Annotated in this window: 26 protein-coding genes and 1 pseudogene; 10 read left to right on the forward strand and 17 right to left on the reverse strand. The window is 70.6% G+C overall.

Translation table 11 applies throughout. From position 1 onward, the window contains the following. The first annotated feature begins 156 nt into the window (after positions 1 to 156). A complete protein-coding gene (gene larA, locus LG391_RS19820) occupies positions 157 to 1,446 on the forward strand; it encodes a nickel-dependent lactate racemase (RefSeq protein WP_225769762.1) in 1,290 nt (429 codons plus the stop codon). Between the two features lie 7 nt (positions 1,447 to 1,453). Here larA and LG391_RS19825 read toward each other — a convergent pair whose 3' ends face one another. Continuing rightward, positions 1,454 to 2,212 carry a FadR/GntR family transcriptional regulator gene (locus tag LG391_RS19825; protein ID WP_225769763.1) on the reverse strand — a complete coding sequence of 253 codons (759 nt, stop codon included), beginning with the start codon at positions 2,210 to 2,212 and terminating at the stop codon, positions 1,454 to 1,456. Between the two features lie 125 nt (positions 2,213 to 2,337). Here LG391_RS19825 and LG391_RS19830 point away from each other — a divergent pair, with 125 nt between their 5' ends. From LG391_RS19830 to larB, 3 genes are read left to right on the forward strand one after another with little or no spacing between them, the layout of a single operon-like run. After that, complete coding sequence (locus LG391_RS19830; RefSeq protein ID WP_225769764.1) at positions 2,338 to 3,534, forward strand: LarC family nickel insertion protein; 1,197 nt, start codon at positions 2,338 to 2,340, stop codon at positions 3,532 to 3,534. After that, the gene (locus LG391_RS19835) at positions 3,531 to 4,337 is read left to right on the forward strand and encodes a hypothetical protein (RefSeq protein ID WP_225769765.1); all 807 of its coding nucleotides are present in this window, start codon (positions 3,531 to 3,533) and stop codon (positions 4,335 to 4,337) included. The genes LG391_RS19830 and LG391_RS19835 overlap by 4 nt, the downstream gene beginning before the upstream one ends. Beyond that, entirely contained in the window at positions 4,334 to 5,014 is a 681-nt protein-coding gene (larB, locus tag LG391_RS19840) for a nickel pincer cofactor biosynthesis protein LarB (protein ID WP_225769766.1), read from the forward strand. Before LG391_RS19835 ends, larB begins: the two co-directional genes overlap by 4 nt. A gap of 85 nt (positions 5,015 to 5,099) precedes the next feature. Here the strand turns inward: larB and LG391_RS19845 are convergent, their stop codons facing one another. Beyond that, positions 5,100 to 5,897: an alpha/beta hydrolase gene (locus LG391_RS19845; protein ID WP_225769767.1), complete on the reverse strand. Its 798-nt coding sequence runs from the start codon at positions 5,895 to 5,897 to the stop codon at positions 5,100 to 5,102. Between the two features lie 387 nt (positions 5,898 to 6,284). On the opposite strand from LG391_RS19845, the gene LG391_RS19850 reads away from it, so the two are divergent. Further along, complete coding sequence (locus tag LG391_RS19850; RefSeq protein ID WP_225769768.1) at positions 6,285 to 6,527, forward strand: hypothetical protein; 243 nt, start codon at positions 6,285 to 6,287, stop codon at positions 6,525 to 6,527. Positions 6,528 to 6,643: 116 nt separating this feature from the next. Here LG391_RS19850 and LG391_RS19855 read toward each other — a convergent pair whose 3' ends face one another. The 8 genes from LG391_RS19855 to LG391_RS19890 form a co-directional block, all read right to left on the reverse strand. Continuing rightward, positions 6,644 to 7,078 carry a hypothetical protein gene (locus tag LG391_RS19855; RefSeq protein WP_225769769.1) on the reverse strand — a complete coding sequence of 145 codons (435 nt, stop codon included), beginning with the start codon at positions 7,076 to 7,078 and terminating at the stop codon, positions 6,644 to 6,646. 144 nt (positions 7,079 to 7,222) lie between these two features. Beyond that, a complete protein-coding gene (locus tag LG391_RS19860; RefSeq protein ID WP_225769770.1) occupies positions 7,223 to 7,606 on the reverse strand; it encodes a response regulator transcription factor in 384 nt (127 codons plus the stop codon). Positions 7,607 to 7,724: 118 nt separating this feature from the next. Further along, entirely contained in the window at positions 7,725 to 8,357 is a 633-nt protein-coding gene (locus LG391_RS19865; protein ID WP_225769771.1) for a response regulator transcription factor, read from the reverse strand. Beyond that, the gene (locus LG391_RS19870; protein WP_225769772.1) at positions 8,354 to 9,988 is read right to left on the reverse strand and encodes an ATP-binding protein; all 1,635 of its coding nucleotides are present in this window, start codon (positions 9,986 to 9,988) and stop codon (positions 8,354 to 8,356) included. Before LG391_RS19870 ends, LG391_RS19865 begins: the two co-directional genes overlap by 4 nt. 115 nt (positions 9,989 to 10,103) lie before the next feature. Further along, the gene (locus LG391_RS19875; RefSeq protein ID WP_225769773.1) at positions 10,104 to 11,615 is read right to left on the reverse strand and encodes a sugar ABC transporter ATP-binding protein; all 1,512 of its coding nucleotides are present in this window, start codon (positions 11,613 to 11,615) and stop codon (positions 10,104 to 10,106) included. 2 nt (positions 11,616 to 11,617) lie between these two features. Continuing rightward, entirely contained in the window at positions 11,618 to 12,589 is a 972-nt protein-coding gene (locus LG391_RS19880; protein ID WP_225769774.1) for an ABC transporter permease, read from the reverse strand. Then, positions 12,589 to 13,629 (reverse strand): ABC transporter permease, encoded by a 1,041-nt coding sequence (locus LG391_RS19885; RefSeq protein WP_225769775.1) that lies wholly within the window; start codon positions 13,627 to 13,629, stop codon positions 12,589 to 12,591. The genes LG391_RS19880 and LG391_RS19885 overlap by 1 nt, the downstream gene beginning before the upstream one ends. Before the next feature lie 71 nt (positions 13,630 to 13,700). Continuing rightward, positions 13,701 to 14,723, reverse strand: coding sequence for a sugar ABC transporter substrate-binding protein (locus LG391_RS19890; RefSeq protein WP_225769776.1), 1,023 nt, complete (start codon positions 14,721 to 14,723; stop codon positions 13,701 to 13,703). A 164-nt stretch (positions 14,724 to 14,887) separates the two neighbouring features. On the opposite strand from LG391_RS19890, the gene LG391_RS19895 reads away from it, so the two are divergent. Continuing rightward, entirely contained in the window at positions 14,888 to 15,640 is a 753-nt protein-coding gene (locus tag LG391_RS19895) for a GntR family transcriptional regulator (RefSeq protein ID WP_225769777.1), read from the forward strand. 16 nt (positions 15,641 to 15,656) lie between these two features. On the opposite strand, the gene LG391_RS19900 is transcribed toward LG391_RS19895, so the two are convergent. From LG391_RS19900 to LG391_RS19910, 3 genes are all read right to left on the reverse strand, one after another. After that, on the reverse strand, positions 15,657 to 16,766 hold the full coding sequence (locus LG391_RS19900) for a mandelate racemase/muconate lactonizing enzyme family protein (RefSeq protein ID WP_225769778.1): 1,110 nt from the start codon (positions 16,764 to 16,766) through the stop codon (positions 15,657 to 15,659). Positions 16,767 to 16,800: 34 nt separating this feature from the next. Further along, complete coding sequence (locus LG391_RS19905) at positions 16,801 to 17,478, reverse strand: GntR family transcriptional regulator (protein WP_225769779.1); 678 nt, start codon at positions 17,476 to 17,478, stop codon at positions 16,801 to 16,803. A gap of 123 nt (positions 17,479 to 17,601) precedes the next feature. After that, a complete protein-coding gene (locus LG391_RS19910; RefSeq protein ID WP_225769780.1) occupies positions 17,602 to 18,687 on the reverse strand; it encodes a LacI family DNA-binding transcriptional regulator in 1,086 nt (361 codons plus the stop codon). 202 nt (positions 18,688 to 18,889) lie between these two features. Here LG391_RS19910 and LG391_RS19915 point away from each other — a divergent pair, with 202 nt between their 5' ends. The 4 genes and pseudogenes from LG391_RS19915 to LG391_RS19930 all read left to right on the forward strand — a co-directional run bounded on the left by LG391_RS19915 (position 18,890) and on the right by LG391_RS19930 (position 22,433). Next, a complete protein-coding gene (locus LG391_RS19915; RefSeq protein ID WP_225769781.1) occupies positions 18,890 to 19,696 on the forward strand; it encodes an ABC transporter substrate-binding protein in 807 nt (268 codons plus the stop codon). A 141-nt stretch (positions 19,697 to 19,837) separates the two neighbouring features. Beyond that, positions 19,838 to 20,449: pseudogene (locus LG391_RS35055) on the forward strand (amino acid ABC transporter permease); the annotation flags it as partial. A 66-nt stretch (positions 20,450 to 20,515) separates the two neighbouring features. Then, the gene (locus LG391_RS35060; protein WP_374200755.1) at positions 20,516 to 21,283 is read left to right on the forward strand and encodes an amino acid ABC transporter ATP-binding protein; all 768 of its coding nucleotides are present in this window, start codon (positions 20,516 to 20,518) and stop codon (positions 21,281 to 21,283) included. Positions 21,284 to 21,302: 19 nt separating this feature from the next. Further along, positions 21,303 to 22,433: an FAD-binding oxidoreductase gene (locus LG391_RS19930; protein WP_225769782.1), complete on the forward strand. Its 1,131-nt coding sequence runs from the start codon at positions 21,303 to 21,305 to the stop codon at positions 22,431 to 22,433. A 28-nt stretch (positions 22,434 to 22,461) separates the two neighbouring features. Here the strand turns inward: LG391_RS19930 and fhuF are convergent, their stop codons facing one another. From fhuF to LG391_RS19950, 4 genes are all read right to left on the reverse strand, one after another. After that, positions 22,462 to 23,211: a siderophore-iron reductase FhuF gene (fhuF, locus tag LG391_RS19935; RefSeq protein WP_225769783.1), complete on the reverse strand. Its 750-nt coding sequence runs from the start codon at positions 23,209 to 23,211 to the stop codon at positions 22,462 to 22,464. A gap of 80 nt (positions 23,212 to 23,291) precedes the next feature. Then, positions 23,292 to 23,576 carry a DUF1488 family protein gene (locus LG391_RS19940; RefSeq protein ID WP_225769784.1) on the reverse strand — a complete coding sequence of 95 codons (285 nt, stop codon included), beginning with the start codon at positions 23,574 to 23,576 and terminating at the stop codon, positions 23,292 to 23,294. 90 nt (positions 23,577 to 23,666) lie between these two features. Then, positions 23,667 to 24,533, reverse strand: a complete 867-nt coding sequence (locus LG391_RS19945) for an alpha/beta fold hydrolase (RefSeq protein ID WP_225769785.1) — start codon at positions 24,531 to 24,533, stop codon at positions 23,667 to 23,669. A 55-nt stretch (positions 24,534 to 24,588) separates the two neighbouring features. Next, the gene (locus LG391_RS19950) at positions 24,589 to 25,185 is read right to left on the reverse strand and encodes a TetR/AcrR family transcriptional regulator (protein WP_225769786.1); all 597 of its coding nucleotides are present in this window, start codon (positions 25,183 to 25,185) and stop codon (positions 24,589 to 24,591) included. Positions 25,186 to 25,205 lie beyond the last annotated feature (20 nt).

Genomic DNA, 25,205 nt, shown 5'->3' on the forward strand with positions numbered 1-25,205 from the left:
CGGGCGGTTCGAGCAGGGGATCGCGATCGCGGAGACCTGGGCCGCGTCCGGCCGGGCGGACTGATCACACGGCGTCTGCCGCTACGACCCGTCGCCATTGATGGCGACGGAGATCGGGGCCATCATCCGCGGCAATCAGCGAAGCGGAGCAGCGTCGTGAGCACACTCAGCCTTTCCTATGGCCGCGGCCACCTGCCGATCCGCCTGCCGACGGGGGCGCAGGCGACCGTGGTGCGCAAGCGGGCGCTGCCGAAGCTGCCCGACCCGCGGGGCGCCATCCGCCAGGCGCTGGCGCAGCCGATCGGTGCGCCCGGCCTGGCCGAGCTGGCGCGCGGCCGGCGCAGCGCCTGCATCCTGATCTGCGACATCACTAGGCCGGTGCCGAACCGGCTGTTCCTGCGGCCGATGGTCGAGACCATGGTGTCCTCCGGCATCCCGCTGGACCGCATCAGCATCCTGGTCGCCACCGGCCTGCACCGGCCGAACCTGGGCGAGGAGCTGGCGGAGCTGGTGGGCGACCCCTGGGTGCTGGAGCATGTGCGGGTCGACAACCACGACGCCCGCGACGCCGCCGCCCATGTCGATTTCGGCCGCACCGCGACGCGCGGCACGCCGGTCCGGATCGACCGCCAGTTCGTCGAGGCCGATCTGCGCATCGCCACCGGGCTGGTCGAGCCGCATTTCATGGCCGGCTGGTCCGGCGGCCGCAAGGTGATCGCCCCCGGCGTCGCCCATCACGAGACCATCCGCACCTTCCATTCAGCCCGGTTCATGGAGGATCCGCTCGCGGTCCAGTGCAACCTGGTCGGCAACCCGCTGCATGAGGAGCAACTCGAGATCGTCCGCATGTTGGGCGAGGTCTACGCCCTGAACACGGTGATCGACGAGGATCGCGACCTGGTCTGCGTCACCTTCGGCGAGATCATCGCCAGCCACGCCGCCGCGGTGGACTTCGTCAGCGGCGCGACGCGAGTGCCGGTGCCGCGCAAGTTCAGGACGGTGGTGACCTCCTCGGCCGGCTATCCGCTGGACAAGACCTACTACCAGACGATCAAGGGCATGGTGACGCCGCTCGACATCCTTGAACCGGGCGGCACGCTGATCATCGCCTCGGAATGCTCCGAGGGCTTCGGCTCCCCGGAGTTCCGCGCGGCCCAGACCCGGCTGGTCGAGCTGGGGCCGGAGCGGTTCCTGGCGACGCTGACGGCGAAGTCCCTGGCCGAGATCGACGAGTGGCAAACCGAGATGCAGCTGAAGTCGCTGCGCCTCGGCCGGGTGGAGCTCTACACCACCGGCCTCGGCGCGGCGGAGCGGGGCATCACCGGCACGGCTCTCGTCGACGACATCGACGCCGCCATCGCCGCCAGCGTGGCGCGGTCGAACGACCCGGCGGTGGCGATCATCCCGGAAGGGCCGTACGTCATCCCGTATCATGCGGCAGGGTGAGGGGCCGTCAGGGCGCCGCCTTCGCCTCCGACCGCAGGGCCGCGTAGCGGTCCCGGGCGCGGGTCAGGTGCGCGCGCATCGCCCGGCGGGCCGCGGCGGCGTCGCCGGCGCGGATCGCGGCCAGGATCGCCTGGTGCTCCTGCCCGACCCGGCGCAGATGGCGCTCGCGCTCCGCCTGCGACAGGGTCGCGACCGGGATGCGCTGGCGCGGCATGACCACGTTGAAGACGTCGAACACCCGGGCGAAATAGGCGTTGCCGGTGGCGGCCAGGATGGCGTGGTGGACGGCCAGATCCTCGCCCAACCCGACCGTCTCGGCATCGGCCCCCGGCGCCGAGATCGCCGCCAGGAACGCCGCCTGGGCAGTCTCGATGCGCGCCAGCTCCTCCGGGCCGCGCCGCTCGGCGGCCAGCCCGGCGGCCTCGACCTCGATGCTCAGCCGCAGCTCCAGCACCTGCAGCACGTCGCCGATCGATTGCAGCTTCTCCGCGTCGATGGCGAAGGACCGGGCCGGCGCGGTCTCGGCCACGAAGGCGCCGAGACCCTGGCGGGTGGTGATCAGGCCGCGGGCGCGCAGCGAGGCGAGAGCCTCGCGTACCACGGTGCGGCTGACGCCAGTGGCGTTGACGATGGCCTGTTCGGTCGGCAGGCGCTGGCCTGGCGCGAGGTCGCCGGACGTGATCCGGGCCTCCAGCGCCTGGACCAGGCCGGCCGTGAGGTTGGGGACCCTCCTGATCGCGTCGAAAACCGAGGAAGCCCCGCTCATATCGCCCTTCGCGTCGTCCGTCTTGCGGCGGGCAGGATCGCAGCGCCGGCGATGCGGCGCAAGGACACCGGTCTCCGCATCGTCGGCGCATTGTGATCGCGCCGGCAATCTGGAACAGTCCGGGCATGGAGCTGCATCTCGATCTGGTCGGCGGCCTGGCAGGCGACATGTTCATCGCCGCGATGCTCGACCTGTTCCCGGAGCACGAGGCCGGGCTGCACGACAGGCTGGCCCGGACCGGGCTGCTGGCCGGCGTCGCCGCCCGGCTGGCGCCGCACAATGACGGCGTGCTGGCGGGCCGTCGCTTCCTGGTCGAGCGACCGGGCGGGGCGGGGGGCGGCCACGACCATGTCGCCTGGCGCCGGATCCGCGAGGAGCTGGAGGGCTCGGGTCTCGACCCGGCGGTCCGCGGGCACGCCCTCGCCATCTTTCGGCACCTGGCGCAGGCCGAGGCGCGGGTGCACGGCGTGCCGGTCGAGGCGGTCAGCTTCCACGAGGTCGGGGCCTGGGATTCGATTGCCGACATCGTCGGCGCCGCGCATCTGATCGCCGCCGTCGGGGCGACCCGCTGGACCGTCGGCGCCGTGCCGCTCGGCTCCGGCCGGGTGCGCACGGCGCATGGGCCGCTGCCGGTGCCGGCCCCGGCCACCGCGCTGCTGCTGCAGGGCTTCGCCGTGGTCGACGACGGCGTCGGCGGCGAGCGCGTCACCCCGACCGGTGCCGCGATCCTGCGCCATCTCTGCGGCGACGCCGCCCGGCCGGCGCCGCAGCCGCGGATCCTGGGCGGCACCGGCATCGGCTTCGGCACGCGCATCCTGCCCGGCCTCAGCAACTGCGTGCGGGTGCTGCGCTTCGACCCGACGGAGGATGCTCCGGGCTTCGAGGCCGACCAGGTGCTGGTGGTGGAGTGCGAGATCGACGACCAATCGGGCGAGGAGCTGGCGCTGGCGCTGGACCGGCTGCGGAGCCATCCGGCGGTGCTGGACGCGGTCCAGGCCCCGGTCTTCGGCAAGAAGGGGCGGATGATGGCGCATCTCCGCCTGCTGGCACGGCCGGAGGCATGCGAAGACGTCTTGCGCCTGTGCTTCGCCGAGACCACGACCATCGGCCTGCGCCATTCGGTCCAGGCCCGGGCGGTGCTGCCGCGGCGCATGGTCGAGGTCGCGGCCGGGGACCGGACGATGCGGGTGAAGGCGGTCGACCGGCCCGGTGGCCGCACGGCCAAGGCCGAGGCCGACGACGTGGCCGATCTCGACGGGCACAAGGCGCGCAAGGCCCGGCGACGGGCGGCGGAGGAAGCAGTGGAGCGGGACGAGGGATGAGCGCGGATCGAACCCGGCTCGAGGACGTGCTGGACGGGCTCGGCCCCATCGCGGTGGCGGTCAGCGGCGGCGTCGACAGCATGACCCTGGCCGTGCTGGCGCACCGCCACAGCGGCGGCGCGGGCGTGACCATGGTCCATGCCGTGTCGCCGGCGGTGCCGCCGCTGGCGACGGCGCGGGTGCGCGACTGGGCCGGACGCGAGGGCTGGGCCCTGACCGTGCTCGACGCCGGCGAGTTCGCCGATCCGCGCTACCGCGAGAACCCGGTGAACCGCTGCTACTTCTGCAAGACCAACTTGTACGGCGCGATCGCCGGGCGGGTCGCCGGCACCATCGTCTCCGGCACCAATCGCGACGATCTGGGCGAGTACCGGCCGGGGCTCGACGCGGCGCGCGAGCACGGCGTGCGCCACCCCTATGTCGAGGCCGGGATCGGCAAGGCCGGGTTGCGGGCCCTGGCGCGCGCCCTCGGGCTCGGCGACCTGGCCGAGCTGCCGGCCTCGCCCTGCCTGTCGAGCCGGGTCGAGACCCTGATCCCGATCGAGCCGGAGATGCTGCGCACCATCAACGTGGTGGAGCAGTTGGTGGCCAGCCGCCTGCGGCCGCGCACCGTGCGCTGCCGGGTCCGCGCCGCCGGGCTGGTGATCGAGCTCGATCCCGGCAGCCTGGCCGGGCTGGGCGAGAGCGGGGCGGCGGAGCTGGAGGCGTCGATCCGCGCCGTGCTGCCGGACGCCGCCGCGTCGCGGCCGCTGGCCTTCGCCCCGTACCGGGTCGGCAGCGCCTTCGTCGGGGTGCCGGGATGAGCCGGGACGGAGAGGTTACGCTCGACTTCGGCCGCGGCGGCCGGATCGGCCAGGACGAGGCGATCTACTGCGGAGAGAAATCCGCCGCCCAGATCGCGACGATCCTGGACCTGGCCGAGGGCGCCGGGGCCGGCCTGCTGCTGACCCGCCTCGATGCGGCGAAGCTGGACGCCCTGCCGGCGGGCCGGCGCGGCCGCATCGATTACTGCCCGGTGTCGCGCACCGGCTTCTTCGGCCCGCTGCGGCCGGTCGAGGCCGCGGGCCAGGTGGCGATCCTGTCGGCCGGCACCTCCGACGTGCCGGTGGCGCGCGAGGCGGAGCGCACCCTGCGCCATGCGGGCCAGCAGGCCAGCCTGTTCACCGATATCGGCGTGGCCGGGCTGTGGCGGCTGACCGACCGGCTGGACGAGATCCGCGCCCATCCGGTGGTGATCGTCGTCGCCGGGATGGATGCGGCGCTGGCCAGCGTGGTCGGCGGGCTGGTGGCGGGGCCGGTGATCTGCGTCCCGACCTCGGTCGGCTACGGCGTCGCCGCCGGCGGCCGCGCCGCGCTGGACGCCATGCTGGCCAGCTGCGCCCCCGGTCTCTCGGTCTGCAACATCGACAACGGCTACGGCGCCGCCTGCGCCGCGCTGCGCCTGCTCAACGCCGTCCGCCGGCTGCGCGAGCGGCCGTAGCCTTTCCGGGGCGGGTCGATGCCGCCGTCAGCCCTTGGGCTGGCGGCGGCGTCTTGCGGTCCGGAACCGGCGGAGGGCCTGTGGCTTACCGGGCGGCAACCGTCGCGGCCGACCGGGCGGCCTGCTCGATGACGGCGGCGACTTCCTTGGGGCGGGACTCGTAGACCGAATGGCTGGCGCCCTCGAGCACGGTGACCTGGCTGTGGGCGCGCTCGTAGTAGAAGCGCTCGAGGTCCGGATTGATGATCTTGTCGGCGGCGGCGACGATGCCCCAGCTCGGCTTGGTCTTCCAGGCGGCTGCGGTCATCGGCGCGGAGAACACTGCCGCTGCAGTCGGGACCTGGGACTGCGCCTCGAACCTCGCTTGGTCGAGCGGCAGATCGGCCGCGAAATCGGCGGGGAACAGGTCGGGCCGCAGATGGGTGTAGCCGTCCGCCGTCTTCACGATCGCGCCTGGCTGCTGCGAGGTGAAGCTCGGCATGTTCTTGCCGAGGGCGGCCTCGTCCTCGCCGACATCCGGCGCATGGGCCGCGACATAGACCAGGGCCGCGACATGCGGGTCCTCGCCGGCCTCGGTGATGATCGACCCGCCATAGCTGTGGGCCACCAGCACGGTGGGCCCGTCCTGCTGGTCGAGGACGCGCCTGGTGGCGGCGACGTCGTCCGCCAGGCTGGTCAGCGGCTGCTGCACCATGGTCACGTGGAAGCCGTCCCGGGTCAGGATGTCGTAGACCGGCTTCCAGCCGGAGGCGTCGACCCAGGCGCCGTGGACCAGCACGATGTTCCTGATCGGCGCGGCGGGCGCGGCCGAAGCGATGGCCGGAGCGGCAGAGGCCAGCAGGGTTGCCAGCAGGAGGACGCGCTTGCTGTGGAACGGAGACATGAAGCCACCTCGATCGTTGAGTAGCGGGAGAGGTCTCCGAGCGATCCGGAAGCGGCGTCGTCGGGACCACGGCAACGACGATACGGCCGCCCCGGCCCGCCCTCCATCGGACGGAGGGGCTGACGGGATCCTGCCTTCCGGTCGCCGGACAGAGACTTTGGTAGGGGAAGGGGCCGGGCCGGCCGGCAGCGACCGGGCAGGTTGGCCCGGGGACGCCGCCCGACGGTCCCAAACCAAGGTATAGGTCCGCCCAACGAACGCAGGGTCCCGCTCGCCCTTGGTGCGATGGAGCGGCGTGCCGCTTCGCCTCTAGCCTGTGATGGACCAACGGGCTTGATCGCGCATCGCCGTCCGATGCCGACGCCGGTCCAGGAGAGGAGGCACCTCATGGGATACGCGCGGAAGATCGACTTCCCGAAGGCAACGGGCTCCACCATGGCCATCTGCGGCTTCGCGGCGTTGGCCGTGGTCGCGGTGCTCGGCTTCTCGCTCGCCTCCGGCGCCGGGGATGCGCCGGGCGGAGAGCCCGTCACCCTCATCATCCGCCCGCCCGCCGCGGAGGTGGCCGCCATCGGCGCGATCCCCTTCGACGTGGCGAGCTGCACCACCACCGTTGCGGCGCGTCGCTGAGCGACCGGCACTTCGTCGCTCCCGGTCACGGCAGCCGGACAGACAGACGAACCGCGGAGCGATCCCTCGCTCCGCGGTTCTGCTTTCCGGCCGGGGCCGACCGGCGTCCCCGACGATCACTCGCCGCCGGCGCCGCCATGGCCGTCCAGGACGATCACGCCGCCGTCGCGAAGTGGCATGCCATCCGGGACGCCGGCATCGATCGCCGGCTGAAGCGCCCGGCGCCGGAGCCTCCGCCCGGACCGGGCGGCCGGCCCGGCGGCCGCAATCCAGAGGTCGATGGCCTGCGCCGAGAGGCGGAGGCAGAGCAGCCGCTGCGCGCCGTCTTCGCCGGCGCCATCGCGGGCCGCGAGCCGGATCTCGAACCCACCTGTCCGCCTCTCCTCCGACGGGCCGAGCGGCTGCCGCGAGCAGGACAGATGCAGGACGTCCAGCCGGCGCGCGCCTGCCGGGTCGAGGCGGGACATGAACGAGATGGTCCAGCTGAAATACTGGGCATCGCCGGTACCGACATGGCGCCGAATGAAGGCGCCCGATCCGCTCCAGAACATCGCCTCCTCCTATTCCGTGATCGTCGAAGGACGGTCACAGGATGGCGGACGGCCGGGGACGGACCCATTCCACTGTGGTTTGCGCCGGCTGGCGTTTCGGTGGCGCGGGATGGACCCAAGTATAGGGTGCCGACGGGCCGGGGATCAGTCCGGCCGGATCTCGCGCCGCAGCGCCGACGCCAGGCATCCGATCAGCACCTCGGCATCGACCGGCTTCTCCAGGAAGCCGTGGGCGCCGCCGGCCAGAGCCTTCGACCGCGTCGCCGCGTCGGTGTAGGAGGTCATGAAGATCACCGGGGACGGGCTGCCTTCCACGTTCAGCCGCGCCTGCAGATCGAGGCCGGTCATGCCCCCCATCCGGACGTCGACGACCATGCAGGCCACGTCGGACCGGCCCGGAAACGCCAGGAAATCCTCCGCCGACGCGAAAGGCAGGGCGCGGTAGCCCAGTGAGGACAGGAGATCCTCCAGCGCCTCGCGGATGGCCTGGTCGTCGTCGACGATGGCGATGACGGGGGAATGGGACACGATACCTCTACGGACGGCAAAACGGGACTGTGGCCCGCCTATCCTAGATAGGCGAGGTGCCGCCGGCCGGATACCATACATAGGTGCAGGACGAAGCGGCTGGCCGGCCCGGCCGGCATCACAGCCCCAGCAGCTCGGCCTTCCGCACCAGGTCGGCGACCGACCGGACCTCCATCTTCCGCATGACGTTGCCGCGGTGCAGCTTGACCGTGATCTCGCTGATGCCGAGCAGGCCGGCGATCTGCTTGTTCATCAGGCCTTTCACCACCGCCGCCATGACCTCGGCCTCGCGCGGGGTCAGGGTGGCGGCCAGAGCCGCAACCTCCTTCGCCGCCGCGGCCTCCCGGCGCTGCGCCAGATCCTTCTCGATGGCGGCGGTCACCGCGTCCAGCATGTCCTGGTCGCGGAAGGGCTTGGTCAGGAAGTCCAGGGCCCCGGCCTTCATCGCCCTGACGCTCATCGGGATATCGCCGTGGCCGGTCATGAAGATGATCGGCCGGGTGTTGCCGCTGCGCGCCAGCTGGGCCTGCAGGTCCAGCCCGCTGAGCCCCGGCAGGCGGACATCGAGGATCAGGCAGCCGGGCCGGTCGGTCGGGGCGGCGTCGAGCAGCTCCCGGGTCGAGCCGAAGCTCTTCGCCTCGATGCCGACCGAGCGCAGCAGATCGGACAGCGCCTCGCGGATCGCCTCGTCGTCGTCGACGATGAGGACGAGAGGCGTGGCGGCGGATGTCGTCGCGGCTGGTGCTTTCATGACGCTTCCGCGGTGTCCGCCGGCAGCGCGAATTCGAACACCGCTCCCCCTTGCTCGTGAGTCCTGGCCGTCAACCGTCCACCATATGTCTCGATCGTCGAGCGGCAGATCGCAAGCCCCATTCCCATGCCGCCCCGCTTGGTCGTGAAGAAGGGCTCGAACAGCTTGGCCTGGACCTCATCGGGAATGCCCTTGCCGCGATCGCGGATGCCGACGCGCACCTCCGGCGCGTCAGCGTCGGCGGGACCGTCGACGCTGATCGTCAGCTCGCGCGCCGCGATCTGGGTTTCGGCCATGGCGTGGGCGCCGTTGGTCACCAGGTTGATCAGCACCTGCTGCAGCGCCACGCGGTCGGCCCGGATCGGCGGCACCGCCGGCGCGAACCGGGTGACGACGGTCGCGGCGTGGGCGGTCAGCTCGGTCTCCAGCAGCGCGACCGTCTCCTCGATCAGCTCGCGCAGGTCGATCGCCTCGTCCCTGCGCTGGTCGCGGACCAGCTGACCGCGGGTGCGCTGCACGATCTCGGCGGCCCGCCGGCCGTCGCGCACCGTCCGCTCCGCCGCCCGTGCCGCCGCCTCGATATCGGGCGGATCCTTGCCGAGCCAGCGCAGACAGGTCTGGGCGTTCATCACCACGGCGCCCAGCGGCTGGTTGAGCTCATGCGCGATCGAGGCCGACAGCGCACCGACCGTCGCCGCACGCGAGGCCCGCGCCAGCTCGGCCTGCACGGCCAGCTGCGTCTGCTGGATCTGCTCGCGCTGGGTTACATCCACCGTGGCGACGACCACGCGGTCGAACTCGTCCGCCTCGTCCGGGAAGGCGACGCCGAGAAGGACGGTCAGCACCTGCCCGTCCGCGGCGACCAGCTTTCCCTTCCCCTCGAACTGGCTGCTGCCCTCGGTCACCGCCATCAGGACCGCCAGCAGGGCAGGATCGTCGGCCGGCAGGAAGCGCTCGAGCGGGCCCAGCGCCTCGGCCGGCGAAGACAGCCGCAGCAGCTCCGCCGTCGCGTCGTTGACGCGCACGGTACGGATCCGGCGGATGCAGTCGCGGGCGAAAGCCGGGTGCGCGCGGGCATGGGCGGCGAGATCCCTCACGCCCTGCTGCCGCAGTGCCGTGAGCATGGCCCGGACCTCGGAGTAGTCCTGCTCCCACAGCGCGACCGGGGCCTGCTCGAAGATCGAGCGGTAGCGCGCCTCGCTGCGGGCCAGGGCGGCGTTGGCCTTTACCAGGGACTGCTTCGACGCCTGGTCGCGCAGCAGCAGGGCCGTGGTGACCAGGATCGCGGCCAGCGAGATGCCGAAGCGCACCGCGGCCGAGACATCGGCCTCCAGCCCGTGCGAGGTCGCGAAGGCGACCAGGGCGAGACCGGCGCAGGTCAGCGCCAGCAGGATAAGGCCACGCCGCGAGACGGTGTCCGAGGCGATCAGCATCACCAGCACATAGAGGACGGCGATGGCCCCGGTGACGTCGGTGAAGGTGTCAACGACGAAGACGGCCGAACCCAGGAGGAGCGCCAGGAGACGATGCCATCGGCGCCGGTTGGAGCTGATCCATCCCCAGCCCAGCCCGGCGCCTTGCCCCGGCTCGAGACCGGCGCTGCCGGGCAGCTCTGCGGTGTCGCGGTTCATCGACGATGCAACCCGGGTTTGTCAAACGGAGTCGTGAGAAGGGCAGGGGCCAGCCTGACGCGGGCGCTCGCCGACCGTCAAGCGGCGTGCCGTCTCGCAACGGTTGCGCCCGTCATCAAGCCGCCTCGACCCGGTGGATCAGGTTCATGATCCCTTCGCTCATCGCCCGGTAGTCGCGGGTGTTGGTGATCTCGCCTTCGATCCGATAGGCGTTCATCACCACGATGCGGTCGGCGAGCGTGATCATCTCCGGCATATCGCTGGTGATCAGCAGGATCGCCGTGCCGGTCTCCGACAGCTCGCGCAGCAGCTGGTGCAGCTCGGCCTTGGTCTTGATGTCGATGCCGACCGACGGTTCGTCGACGATCAGCACCTTGACCCCGGCGGCCAGCCATTTGGCGACGCTGATCTTCTGCTGGTTGCCGCCCGACAGGTTGCCGACCAGCTGGCCCAGCGACGGGGTGCGCACCGCCAGCCGCTTGATGAAGGGCTCGGTCTTCGCCCGCACCATGCCGTCGGTCAGGAAGCCGAGGCGGCCGGCCAGCCGGCGCCACACGGTGATGCCGGCATTCTCCAGCACCGAATGCATCAGCACCAGGCCTTCCTGCTTGCGGTCCTCGCTGACATAGCCGATGCCGAAGCGGTGGATGGCGTCGGCGACGTCGCGGATCTTCGCGGGACGGCCCTCGACCTCGACCGTGCCGGCGGTCACCGGGAACTGGCCGAGGATGCATTTCGCCAGCTCGGTCCGCCCGGCCCCGACCAGCCCGTACAGGCCGACGATCTCGCCGCGGCGCAGGGTCAGGTCGACGTCGCGGTGGCCCAGGCCGGTCGACACGCCCTGCAGCCGCAGCGCCGCTGTGGCCTGGGAATGGTCGCGCGCCGGCCAGTCGGCGATCAGCTCGCCCCGGCCGATCATCAGCCGCACCAGGTCCTGCCGGCCGAGGCCTTCCATCGACCGGCTCTCGCAGGCGTTGCGGCCGTCGCGCAGCACCGTCACCCGGTCGCAGATCGCCTGCACCTCCTCCAGCTTGTGGCTGACGAAGAGCATGCTGACGCCCTCGTCGCGCAGCCGGCGCAGCAGGCCGAACAGGATGTCGGTCTCGTGCGGGGTCAGGGCCGCCGTCGGCTCGTCCAGCAGCAGCACGCGGGACTTCAGCGACAGCGCCTTGGCGATCTCCACCAGCTGCATCTTGGCGACGCTGAGCTGGGAGACCGGGATTCGCGGATCGATGTCGAGGTCCAGCACCTTGAGCCAGTGCCGCGCGGTCTCGTTGACCTTGGCGTAGTCGACCCGGCGCAGCGGATGGGCCGCCAGCTGCTCCAGCGCGATATTCTCGCCGACCGAGAAGCGCGGGATCAGGTTGCGTTCCTGATGCACCACGCCGATCCGGTGGGCGGTGGCGTCGCGCGGGCCGCCGAACTCGACCGGCTTGCCATCGAGCAGCAGCTGCCCCTCATCGGGCCGGTGCACGCCGGTGATGATCTTGATCAGCGTCGACTTGCCGGCGCCGTTCTCGCCCAGCAGGGCGTGGATCGACCCCGGCTCCAGCGTCAGGGAGACGCCCTGCAGCGCCTTCACGCCGGGGAAGAACTTGCTGACGCTGCGCGCCTCGAACACCGGCATGGTCAGGCTCCCGCCGCCGCGGCCTTGCGCAGCCGCAGCTCGCGCAGGCGGTTGATGCCGACCGCCCACAGGATCAGGACGCCGAGCACGACCTGGACCAGGAAGGGGTCGATGTTGAACAGCACCAGGGCCTGGGTGATGATCGCGACGATGACGACGCCCAGCAGTGTCGCCGACACGCTGACATGGCCGCCGGACAGCACCGCCCCGCCGATCACCGGTGCTGCGAAGGACAGGATCAGCCAGTCGTCGCCGATGGTCGGCTGGCCGATCTGCAGCCGCGCCACCAGCAGGATGCCGGCCAGGGCGGCGAGCAGACCGGAGATGGCATGGGCCGCCACCACGGTGAACCCGACCGAGATGCCCGACAGCTCCGCCGCGTGCTGGTTGCCGCCGACCGCCAGGATGAAGCGGCCCAGCGCCTGGCGGTTCAGCAGGAACCACAGGCCGACCGCCACCAGCGCCGTCGGCAGCACCAGCCAGGGCAGGGGGTCGATGAAGGTGGTGTTGCCGAAGGCTTTCACTGCGTCCGGGATGCCGTAGAAGGGCTGGGCCTGGGTGATGCCGAGATTGATGCCCTTGAACATCGACAGGCTGGCCAGGGTGATGACGAAGGCGCTGATCCCGGTCCAGGCGATGAACACGCCGTTCACCATCCCGGCGCCGAGGCCGATCAGCAGCGCCAGCACGGCCGCGACCGGTGCCGGCAGGCCCCAAACCTGCATCATCCCGGCGAAGCTGATCGCCGCCAGGCCGCCGATGGCGCCGACGGACAGGTTCATCTGGCCGACCGCGATGATGATCATCTGCGAGAAGGCGATCAGCGCGTTGATCGAGATCGCCAGCAGCAGCACCTGGATGTTCAGCGGCGACAGGAAGGACGGGTTGAAGGCGCCGACGATGACGATCGCCAGCGCCGTGACCAGCAGCGGGCCGAACCAGTCGGTGCGGGCGTAGCGGGAGAGGGCACCCATCACACCATCCTCCGGCGCGCCAGGAACGAGCGGCGCGCCATGTCCATCAGCACGGCCAGGAGCAGCAGCAGGCCCAGGAAAGCCTGGACCCAGAATTCGCCGACCTGCAGCAGCAGCAGGCCGCTGGTCAGCAGCGTCACCAGGAAGGCGCCGAGGAAGGTGCCGGCCACCGACACCCGCCCGCCGGACAGGAGCGTGCCGCCCAGCACCGGGCCCAGGAAGGCGGGCAGCAGCCAGTCCTGCCCCAGCTGCCCGGCCATCGAGGGCAGGGCGGCGCCGTTGCGCGCCACCAGCATCAGCGCGGCGATGCCGGCCAGCAGGCCCGACAGCGCGTGGCAATAGATGAAGACGCGGTCGACGCGGATGCCGGACAGGGCGGCCGCCTCCGGCTTTGCGCCGGCGGCCAGCATCTCGCGCCCGGTCACGGTGAAGCGGTACAGCACCACCAGAAGGGCGGCGACGATGATGGCCACCAGCAGCAGCGGCGACAGCGTGTTGCCCAGGAATTTCAGCCGCCCGAAGCCGGAGAACACCGCCGGCAGCTCGCGATAGGACTCGCCCCGGGTCAGAAAGATCATCAGCCCGAAGAAGATGCTCATGCTGGCCAGGGTGATGATGAAGCTGTGCAGTCCGGAGCGGACGATGGTCCAGCCGTTGACCACGCCCAGCGCCGCGCCCAGCGCCAGCCCGCCCAGGATCCCCAGCGGCCAGGGCAGGCCGGCATCCTGGATCAGCCAGCCGCAGGCCATGGCGGCGCAGACGCCGATGGCGCCGACCGCCAGGTTCAGCCCGCCGGTGACGATCACCACCATCATCGACAGGCCGATCATGACGTTGATCGCGGCGGTGCGGCCCAACGCGAACAGGTTGAACGGCGACAGGAAGCCGGGGGTCAGCAGGCCGAAGGCGGTGACGAACACCGCGATCAGCACGATCAGGCCGAACTCGTTGGTCAGCCAGAAGCGCGGCCGGCCGGACGCCGCGCGCGGCGTCGCCTGCGGTGACCCTGCGTGGGACGGGGCACTGTCTTCGGCATGCATCGGTCTGCTCTGGACGGGAAGCGATGTTCGGATGCCGGCCGGGCCGCGAGGGCCCGACCGGTCGGAGCCGCTTACGAGTTGCAGTTCAGGTAGGTCGTGTCGAAGCTGGCCAGCAGGGTCTTCGTGATGTCCTGCATCGCCGTGACATAGGTGTCGACCTTGTCGGCGCCGACGAAGACGGTGCCGGAATCGACGAAGTGGCTGGTCAGCGCGTTGGTCTTCCACGGCGCGTCGGCCTTGATCGTGCAGCCGTTGCGCAGCCGGTCGACGACGTGGGAGCCGATATAGGCCTGGCCGTACGGGTTCTGCAGCATGGTGCCGTGCAGGAAGCCGTCCTTGATCGCCTTCAGCACCACCTCATCATGGTCGATGGCGACCATCTGGATGCGCTTGTCACCGATCCGGCGCAGCGCGTTGGCGGCGACAACCGAGGGCACCCAGGCGGTGCTGACGATGCCGTCGACATCGGCGGCATGCGCGGCGAGATAGGCGTTGATCTTCTCTTCCGCCGGCTCCGGCGCGTCGATGTCGGCGATCACCTGCACGACCTGCGCGCCCTCTTCCTTCGCTGCCTTCTCCACCGCGTCGATGCGCAGCTGGGTGTTGGGGTCGACCAGGAAGCCGGTGACATGCAGGATCCGCTTCTTGCCGGCCATCGCCTTCAACAGCTCCTTGGTGCCGAGATAGGCGGAGTTGCCGACATCGGTGCCGAGGCAGAACTGCGCCTCGGACGGGTCCTTCAGGCAGCCGGCAGTGGCGATCACCGGGGCGCCGCTGTCCGCCAGCTCGGCCACGGTGCTGACGCTGCCGACCGGGTCGCCGGGGAAGACGAGGAAGGCGTTGTAGCCCTGGGTCACCAGGCTCTCGAGCAGCTGGTTCTGGGTGCTCAGCTCCCACTTCTGCGGGACCTTGTAGTCCGCGGCGGCGAGCTTGAAGTCACGGGCGGCGTCCTTGCCGGCCTGCTCCCAGGCGGCGAAATACGGGTGCGGCCCGCCGGGCACCAAGGCGACGCGGGTGTCGTCGGCGGCGGCCGCTCCGGCCCCCGCCAGCAGCGCCAGGCCGGCCAGCACGGCCCTCCGGACCTGTCGGGACATGAGAGATCCTCCCCAGGGTTTCTTGAGGCCGCCAAGGCGTCGGCGCACTTGAACGGCGCGGTGGAACGCTAGTATCCAAGTGTGCAAGGCGCAATCGAATTATGGCCCTTCTGGCCGAACAGGTCGGACAAATGGCCGGGAACTGTGCCGTTCGGGAGGGAGAGATGCCGATCGCCGCACCAACCGAAGACCCGCCGATCGCCGCCGCCGAGCCGGACGAGGCGTCGGGCGGGTTGCAGGCGATTCGTCTCCGCCTCGACCGCCGCCTGCCGGTCGCCGACCAGGTGCATGAGGCGCTGCGCCACGCCATCGTCGGCGTCCATCTGCTGCCCGGCACCCCGATCAGCGAGAACAGCATCAGCCGGCAGTTCGGCGTGTCGCGCACGCCGATCCGCGCAGCGATCCAGCGGCTGGCGGAGGAGGGGCTGATCGACGTCTATCCGCAGCAGGGCAGCTTCGTCGCCCCGATCCGGCTCGGCGGCATCGGCGACGCGCATTTCGTGCGCCGGGCGCTGGAGGTGGCGGTGCTGCGCGAGACGGCGGAGATCTGGACCCCGGCGATGAGCGCCGCGGCCCGGGCGGTGCCGGCGAAGCAGCGGGTGCTGCTGGAAGCTGGCGACACCGACGGCTTCCACGCCGCGGACGAGGAGTTCCACCACCTGCTGATGAGCTTCGCCAACCGCGAGGGGGTGTGGACCACGATCCAGACCGCCTGGACCCGGCTGGCCCGCTTCATGCGGCTGTTCGGCAGCCCGGACCGGCTGCCGCTGGTGATCGAGGAGCATCTCGCGATCATCGACGCGCTGGACGCCGGTGACGCAGCGGAGGCCGAGGCGCGGCTGGTCTATCACGTCGATCGCGCCTTCGTGCTGCTCGACCAGCTGCCCGAGCGCTACCGCCGCTACGTGGTCGACTGAGGCAGCCGCCACGGCGTCATCGGCCGGCGTGACGGCTGCGGTGGATGATGACGCGGTCCAGCGCCTCCCAGTCCCACTCGATGCCCAGCCCCGGCTTCTCCGACGGGATGGCGCGGCCGTTCTCGATCCGGATCTCCTCGGTGGTGACGAGGTCGAGCTGCGGGATGTATTCCAGCCAGCGGCTGTTCGGCACGGCGCAGCACAGCGGCAGGTGCAGCTCCATCAGGAAATGCGGGCAGACCGGGACGTTGAAGGCTTCGGCCATGTGCGCGACCTTCAGCCAGGGGGTGATGCCGCCGATCCGGCCGACGTCGACCTGGACGATCGAGCAGGCGTCGCCCTGCAGGTAGTCCTTGAACTGCGAGATGCTGTACAGGGATTCGCCGACCGCGATCGGCACGCTGGTCGACGCCGCCAGCCGCTGATGCGCGCGCACGTCGTCGGCGTGGATCGGCTCCTCGAACCAGGCGATGCCGACATCCTGGAAGCGGCTCACCCGGCGCACCGCCTCGTCCAGGGTGAAGCCCTGGTTGGCGTCGGTCATGATCTCCCAGGTGTCACCGACCTTCTCCCGCACCGCCGACAGGCGGGCCATGTCCTCGGCGACATGCGGCCGGCCGACCTTCACCTTGGTGCCGCCGAAGCCCTTTTCCTTGGCCTGCAGCGCCTCCTCGACCAGCGCCGCCCGGTCCAGGTGCAGCCAGCCGCCCTCGGTGTAATAGAGCTGGATGCTGTCCTTGGCGCCGCCGGCCAGCCGGTGGAGCGGGATGCCGGTGCGGCGGCTGCGCAGGTCCCACAGCGCCGTGTCGATGGCGGCCAGCGCGATCGAGGTCAAGGCCCCGACCGTGGTGGCGTGGACCCGGTAGAACAGGTCGCGCCAGATCCGCTCGATCTCGTCCGCCTCGCGGCCGATCAGCAGCGGCGCCAGATGGTCGTCCAGCAGCCGGGCGACGGAGGAGCCGCCGGTGCCGATGGTGTAGCTGTAGCCGGTGCCGACGGCGCCGTCGGCATCGGTGATGCGGACCATCGGCGTCTCCTGCAGCTCGAAGGCCTGCACCGCGTCGGTGCGCTTGACCTTGGGCTTCAGGTCGGCCTGCAGGACCTCGACGGAAACGATCTTGGCCACGGGAAGATGTCCTTTGCGGTGAAGGGATGGTCGGTCAGGCCGGCTCGTCGGCCGTCCAGCCGTCATAGCGCTGCCAGGAGGCGCGCAGGTGACGCTCGAGCGCCGCGCCGGCAGCCCCCTCGTCGCCTTCGGCGATGGCGGCCAGGATGGCCTGGTGCTCGGCGATCACGGGGGCGATCTCCTGCGGCACCTTGGCGAACAGCCGGGCGTGGTGCAGATGCGGGTGCAGGTCGCGCACGCTGCGGGCCAGGATCTCGTTGCCGGCGCCGTCCAGCATGGCCTCGTGGAAGGCCTGGTCGGCCTGGTTGGCGGTCAGGTAGTCGCGCGCCTTGCGGCCCATGCGGCCGCGCTCCATCGCCGCCAGGCTCCGCCGCATCCGCTCGATCGCCGCTGCCGGCCGGCGCCGCGCCATCTGCCGGGCGGCCCAGCCCTCGGCCAGGACGCGATAGGTCAGCAGCTGCTCGAACCAGTCGCGCGACGGCACCGGCGCGACCGAGAAGCCGGCGAAGGAGGAGGACACCACCAGCCCGTCCGCCGCCAGGCGCATCAGCGCCTCGCGGATCGGCGACGAGCTGACCTCCAGCTCTCGCGACAGGGCATCGATGTTCAGCCGCGCGCCCGGTTCATAGACCCGGTCCAGGATACGCTCCTGCAGCACCTGCACGACCTGATCGGCCAGGACGACGCGGGAGATGCCGGCCTTCTGGGGCATCGCAACCTCTCCTTCAACGTCAGACCTGATAGCGACCGGGCTATGATGGAGTCAATCGTGCATCATGGATCGTGCATGATTTTGATGGGCACGGCGGCAGCTCTGCGCGCTGCGGGAACTGTCCTAAGGGGGCGTGCCGGCCGGATTCCGGAACGCGACCGATGCGCGCTCCACCAGCCTGGTCGGGATCACGATGTGACGCGCGGGGCCGCCCAGACCCTTCAGCCTCGACACCAGCAACTCGGCCACCGCCGTGCCGAGCTGATGGACCGGCTGATCGATGACGGTGACCGGCGGGCTGGGGACGCTGGTCCAGTCGGCGTCGTGGAAGGGGATCAGCGACAGGTCGTCCGGAATGGACCGGCGGAGCTCGCGCGCGACCTTGAAGATCTCGAGCGCGATCAGGCTGTCGGACGCGAGGATGGCGGTCGGGGGCTCGGGCGATGTTAAGAGGTTCATCGCCAGCGTCCGCGTCTCCCCGCGCCCATTCGCCCCGAGCCAGACCGATCGTCCTGGCGAGGGGATCCGGGCCGTCTCGCAGGCCCCAAGAAAACCTTCGATGCGGTGCCGCACGGAGGCGGTGTGGATGTCGGCCAGGTCGCGATAGGTGTGCTCCGGCGTGTCGCAGGCGGTGACGTAGACGAGGCGCCGATGGCCGTGCTCGATCAGCAGGCGGGTCGCGGCTTCGGCCGCCTCGCGGTCGTCGACCGTGACCGTATCGACGGCCAGTTCCGGGATGGCGCGGTCGAGCAGAGCCAGCGGCCGGCCGGCGCGCTGGGCGTCCCGCAGATGGTCGATCTCGCGGGACCGCGACGGGGCGACGATCAGCCCGTCGACCCGCTTGGCGACCAAGGTCCGAATGGCGTCCCGCTCGGCCGCGATGTCCTCGCCGGAATTGGCCAGGATCACCGTGTAGCCGGCGGCGCGCGCCACATCGGTGATGCCGCGGACGGCGGCGCTGAAGAACGGGTTCTCGATATCCCCGACCACCACGCCGATCGCACCCGACCGGCCCGTCGTCATGCTGCGCGCCAGCTCGTTGGGCCGATAATCGAGGGTCCTTGCCGCTGCGAGCACCTTCTCGCGCACCGCGTCGCTGACGATGCCGTAGCCTCCGAGGACCCGGGCCGCCGTGGCCTTTGCGACGCCCGCCGACCGGGCGACGTCGGCGACAGTGACGGACGGCTTCGCAAGCGGGGGCTGTTCCATCGGGCTGCTCTACAGGAGAGATTGACGGCCGGTCAACGCGGCCCTAACAATTTTGAAAAGAGACCGGTCTCATTAAAACAGAGACCGGTCTCTCAAGGAAAGAGATCGGTCTCAACGGTCGAAACAGGAGTCCGGCACTGCGGCCGGGCATGGGCAGGCTGACAGAACACCAACGGAGGGAGACATGAGGAGATTTGCGGGAATGCTGAGGATGGGGGCCCGGGCGCTGACCCTCGCGCTGGCTCTGGGCGGCTCGCTTGCAGGGCCGGCCCTGGCCGACTCCAACACCTACGGCCTGATCGACCCGAAGGTGATCACCGTCGGCACCATGGGCGACGCCAAGCCCTACACCTTCATGACGGCGGACGGACAGTTCACCGGCTTCGACATCGAGCTGTTCCTGAACGTGGCCGAGCGGATCGGCTTCAAGAAGGACCAGATCGTCTTCACCGGCCAGGAATTCTCCGCCCTGATGCCGTCGGTCGCCAATGGCCGCTTCGACGTGGCGGTCGCGGCGATCGGCACCACCGAGGCGCGCAAGAAGACGGTCGATTTCTCCGACGGCTACCTGGCCGGCTACCTGTCGGTCCTGACCTCCGACCCGAAGGTCACCGACGCCGGCCAGCTCGCCGGCAAGCGGCTCGGCGTGGTGCAGGGCACGCTGCAGGAAATCTATGCGGCCAAGAATTTCACTGCGACCGACCTGGTGAAGTTTCCCGACAACAACTCCGCCGTCGTCGCGCTCAACAACGGCACGATCGACGCGCATTTCCTCGATTACGAGGCCGCCAAGGACTATGCCGGCCGCTATCCCTCGCTCAAGGTCGCGATCAACATCCCCAGCTTCGACGCCCCGGCCGGCTTCGTCATCCGCAAGGGCAACGACGCGCTGCGTACGGCGCTGAACCAGGGGCTGCACGCGGCGATGCAGGATGGCACCTGGAAGACGCTCTACCAGAAGTGGTTCCCAGGCTCGCCGATGCCGGACCAGTACCTGCCCCAGAAATAGGCCGAATCCTGCCCGGCCACCGCGGCCGGGCAGGCTCCCCTGCCGCCGACGACCCCAAAAAGACGGCTCCGCATGGACTGGATCGAAAACCTGCGCCGCAGCTTCCTCGACTGGGGCGCGATGGGCGAGGTGCTGCCCACCATGATCGCGGTCGGGCTGAAGAACACGCTGATCCTCGCCTTCGCCTCGACCGTGCTCGGCATCGCCATCGGCATGGCGCTCGCCATCATGGGCATCTCGCGCTCGCCCTGGCTGCGCATCCCGGCACGGATCTACACGGATATCTTTCGCGGGCTTCCGGCCATCGTCACCATCCTTCTGATCGGGCAGGGCCTGGCCCGGGCGGGGCGGGAGATCTTCGGGCCGTCGCCCTATCCGCTCGGCATCCTCGCCCTCGGGCTGATCGCCGGCGCCTATATCGGCGAGATCTTCCGCTCCGGCATCCAGAGCGTCGATCGCGGCCAGATGGACGCCTGCCGGGCGCTCAGCATGAGCTACGGCCAGGCGATGCGGCTGATCATCGTGCCGCAGGGCATCCGGCGGGTGCTGCCAGCCCTGGTCAACCAGTTTATCGGCAATGTGAAGGATTCCAGCCTGGTCTACTTCCTGGGCCTGCTGGCGTCGGAGCGCGAGATCTTCCGCATCGGCCAGGACCAGGCGGTGGTCACCGGCAACCTGTCGCCGCTGTTGCTCGCCGGCGTGTTCTACCTGCTGGTCACCGTGCCACTGACCCATCTGGTCAACTGGATCGACACCCGGCTGCGGGTCGGCCGCAGCCTGTCCGGGGCGGGGACCAGCGGCCTGGTCGAGGTCGGCGAGATGAAGGGCGCTGCCGAGAGCACCGGGGCGGACACTCGCTTCAGCGGCGGCAGCCTGGCCGTGCGCGGCCTCAGCATGGCCTATGGCGAGCACGAGGTGCTCAAGGACATCGACCTCACCGTGCCGTCCGGGTCGGTCACCTGCATCATCGCCCCTTCCGGCTCCGGCAAGTCGACCCTGCTGCGCTGCCTGAACCGGCTGGTGGAGGTGAAGGGCGGCGACATCCTGCTCGACGGCGACAGCATCCTCGGCATGAAGCCGGACAGGCTGCGCCGCCGGATCGGCATGGTGTTCCAGCAGTTCAACCTGTTTCCGGACCACACCGCGCTGGAGAACGTCGCGCTGTCGCCGACCCGGATCAAGCGCCTGCCCAGGGCCGCCGCGGAGCGGATCGCCAAGGCGCGGCTGGCCGAGGTCGGGCTGGCCGGCCGCCAGCACCATCGCCCGTCGCGCCTGTCGGGCGGCCAGCAGCAGCGGGTGGCGATCGCCCGGGCGCTGGCGATGGAACCCGAGGTCATCCTGTTCGACGAGGTGACCAGCGCGCTGGACCCGGAACTGGTGAAGGGCGTCCTCACCCTGATGGCCGATCTCGGCCGGCGCGGCATGACCATGGTGGTCGTCACCCATGAGATGGGCTTCGCCCGGCGGGTCGCCGACCAGGTCGTGTTCATGGACGAAGGCCGGGTGGTCGAGGCCGGCCCGCCCGAGGCGATCTTCGACCGGCCGCAGAGCGAGCGGCTCAAGCGCTTCCTGGCGGAAGTCCTCTAATCCAGGCGGAAGTTCAGTGATGAAAAGCAAAGTCTCCAACATCGTCGTCATCGGCGCCGGCATCTTCGGCGTCTCCACGGCCGTCCAGCTCGTCCGGCGCGGCGTGGCGACCGTGCTGGTGAATGACGGCCCGGTCGCGAACGGCGCCTCCGGCCGCTCGCTGTCCTGGCTCAACTCGTCGCGCTGGCGCTCCGACGCCTATCACCGGCTGCGCATGGCCGGCATCGACCGCTACCGGACCCTGGCCTATCGGCATCCCGATGCGGACTGGCTGCGCTTCGACGGCGGACTGACCTGGGATGCCGACGACGAGAGCAACCGGATCGAAGCGGCGTATTGTCATGAAATATCGCTGGCCTATGACGCGCAGCATCTCGCGGCCGCGCAGGTGCCGGCGGTGACGCCTGGCGTCGATGTTGCCGCGATCACGCCGCAAGGCGCGATCTTCAATCCCGGCGAGGGCTGGGTCGACCTGCCGAGCCTGATCCGCCTGCTGGTGGAGGAATTCGAGGCGCTCGGCGGCCGTCTCGTCACCGAGGCCGGGCCGGCGCGCGTGATCATCGAGGACGGCCGCGCCGTCGGGGCGGCGACGGCGCGGGGCGGGGAGGTCAGGGCGGACGCCGTGCTGGTCGCCACCGGCCCGTCGGTGCCGCGGATGGCGGCGGAGGCCGGGCAGAGGATCGACGACGGCACCCCGGTGTCGCTGCTGGTCACCACCAGGCCGGCCGGCGCGCCGCTGAAAGCCGTGCTGAACACGCCGCGCGTGGCGATCCGCCCGGCGCCCGGCGGCGCCTTCGCGCTCGACTCGGCGTGGTCGGAGGAGGAGGTCGAGATCCGCCCCGACGGCAGCTACGGGGTGAAGCCGGAGACCATCGACGGCCTGCTCGCGGAGGCCTCCAAGGTGCTGGAGGGCAACCCGACGCTGGAGCTCGACCGCTACGGCGTCGGCCGCAAGCCGATCCCTGGCGACGGCGATCCGGTGTTCGGCGAGCTGCAGGCGATCCCCGGCTATTTCGTCGCCTTCAGCCACAGCGGCGCCACGCTGGGGCTGATCGCCGGCGAGCTGCTGGCCTTCGAGATCGCGACCGGCGAGCGGCATCCGATGCTGGCTCCGTTCCGGCCGGAGCGCTTCGGGACTGAGTCCCGATAGTCGGTCGGGCCGACGCGTCGAAGCCGGCTCAGGCGACCTGCCGCGCCGGGGCCTCCTTGCGCAGCCGCGCCCGCAGATGCGGGCAGGTGCCGCACTCCGTGATCTCCGGCAGGCGATAGCGCAGGCAGCACAGCCGGCGCCACCGCTTGGCCTCGCCGTCCTCCTCGATCGTCTGGATCGGGTCGAACAGCGGGTTCGGCGTGCCGTCCGGCCGTTCGCGGCTGGACAGCAACCGGCCGGCCTCCGCCGCCAGGCGGCCATCCGCCAGCGGATGGGCCGCGATCTCGCCCAGGATCCAGTCCAGATAGACCGCGGCATTGTTCCAGTAGAGGCGCGGCGCCACCCGCGTGTGCCGGGCCCAGGCGGCGATGAAGGGCTCGATATGGCCGTCGATCAGCCGGTCGAAGCGGCGGAAGGCGTCCGGTTCGTCCTCCGTCTCGCCGTCATGCGCCATGCGGAAGGCGATCGGGTGGCCCTCCGGCGCGCGGATCACCGCGATTTCGGACAGGGCGATCGGAAAGCGGCGGCCCAGCAGCAGGCTCGCCGCCGTCACCGGCGGCAGCAGCCGGGCGAAGTACCATTGCGACCAGAAGGAGGCGACGGCGCGCCGGTCCGCCCCGGGATAGCGGCCGGCATAGTCGTCCAGCACCCGGTCGATCGCTCCCGGGTCGAGCAGGCTGGGGCCGGGCAGGGCGGGGCGCTCGTCGTCCGGCAGCACCACGGCGTCGCCGCAATGGGCCAGGTCGCCGGTGAAGATCGGCCGCAGGATCTCGATCATCTCGACGGATCAGGAATGCGTGTCATTCTCAACTGGCTATCGCAAACCGGCGGCGGCTGCAATCGCGGCGAAGCTGCGCGTCAGCGACGCCGCAGGTCGCGGCCGTCCAGCGTCACATTGGCATCGGGATCGAGGCGCCGCTCCTCGATCCGCAGCTCCGCCGCGCGTTCGATCCCGGCGCGGTGGTGATGGTAGATCTCGACCGCCTCGGCCGGCGTCGGCCGGTGTCCGAGCAGGGTGCGCAGCGCCGCTGCCGGCAGGAACACCCGGCCGGCATAATCGCCGACCTCGACGCCGAACTCGACCGCCTGGCGCGCCTCGTTCCAGGCGGCGTCGTCGGGGAAGGTGAAGATCGGGCGGGCCATGGCGCCTTCTACCAGCCCGCGGCGTGCAGCGGCAATGTCAGGCGCCGGTGCACTCGTTCCGTGCGGGCGCTGAGAGGCGAGGCTCGCTGACTACTTCGCGGTCAGGAACGCGATGACGTCGCCGTCGAACTCCTTCGGGTTCTGCAGCATGCCGAAATGGCTGACATTCGGCAGGATGCGCAGCTCCGCCCCCGGGATCGTGCGCGCCAGGTACTCGGTGTGCTCGCGCTTGATGCCTTCGTCGTATTCGCCGTCGGCGATCGCGGTGCGCACCTTGATGCCGCGCAGCTGCTCCGCGGTGAAGTCTGGTTGGGTCGCCCACATCTGCGAGATCTGCTGCAGGAAGCTGTCGTACTGGTCCGGCGTCTTGGACAGCTTCCTGTATTCGGCGCCGGCGCGCTCGATGAAGGCGGCGAAGGTCGGGTTCTTGTCGAAATCAGGCTTCAGCCCGCTGAGGTCAGAGTTCGCGCCATAGGCGTAGAGGCGGTTCAGCCGCTCCGGATGATGGATGGCGATGTCGAGGCCGATGATGCCGCCGTCGCTCCAGCCGACCAGGTCGGTTTTCTGGATCTTCAGGTGGTCCAGCAGCGCCAGCACGTCGGACGACATCAGGTCGTAGCTGTAGGGCTGGGCCGAGCGGGTGCTGCGTCCATGGCCCCGGCTGTCGGCGACGATCACCTGGAAGCCCCGCGCGGTCAGCGCCGGCACCAGGCTGCCCCAGTAGTCGGAGTTGGACAGGCCGCCATGCAGCAGGATCACCGGCCGGCCCTGGCCGAACACGGCGTAGTACATCTGGATATCGTTCACCGGGGCCGTGCCGCTCTCGGCCGGCTTGGGCAGCGGCGGCGGCTCCGGCAGGGTCTGCCAGACCTCGGCGGCCTGCGCCGTCAGCGCCGCGATGCCGATGCCGATCGCGGCGGCGGCACCCAGCAGGGTTCTTCCCAGACCACGGAACATGATGGTGCTCCCGGTGACGTGAATTGGGGCCGAATCACAAGGAGCCGCGATCATATCACCCGGACGATCGCTCCGCGCGCTGCGGCACGAAGCGGCGGATAACCTCCAGCCCGCCCTCCAGGAAGCGGTCCGACAGGGTCTTGTCGGCCGCACTGCGTGCCAGGATCAGGGCGCCGACCATGGCGGCGACCACCTGCGGTGCCGCCGCCGGATCGCCGCCATCGGCCCTGAGCGCCTCCTCGGCGAGTTCCACGAGGCCGTGCAGGCCGCGGGTGAACTCGGCGCGGGTTTCGGCCGGATGGCGTGCGATCTCCGGCCCGATCGCGGCGGCGACGCAGCCCTGGCCCGGATGGTCGCGATGGGCCGGCGACAGATAGGTCTCGGCCATCGCCGCCAGCCGCTCGCCGGGCGGGCGGGCCTCGACGATCCGGCGAAGGCGGGTTTGGCTCTCGCCGAAGCCCTCGGCGCAGGCGGCGGCCACCAGCGCCTCCTTCGACGGGAAATGGGCATAGAAGCCGCCATGAGTCAGCCCGGCATCGGCCATCAGCGCGGCGACGCCCACCGCCTCCACCCCGTCCTCGCGGAAGCGCCTGGCGGCGGTGCGGATGATCCGCTCCCGCGTCTCCTGCTTGTGGTCCTTGCTGTAGCGCATGCCGGCCTCCGGTTTCCCCG

This window comes from Inquilinus sp. Marseille-Q2685 (genome assembly GCF_916619195.1).
Classification (GTDB): Bacteria; Pseudomonadota; Alphaproteobacteria; order DSM-16000; family Inquilinaceae; genus Inquilinus.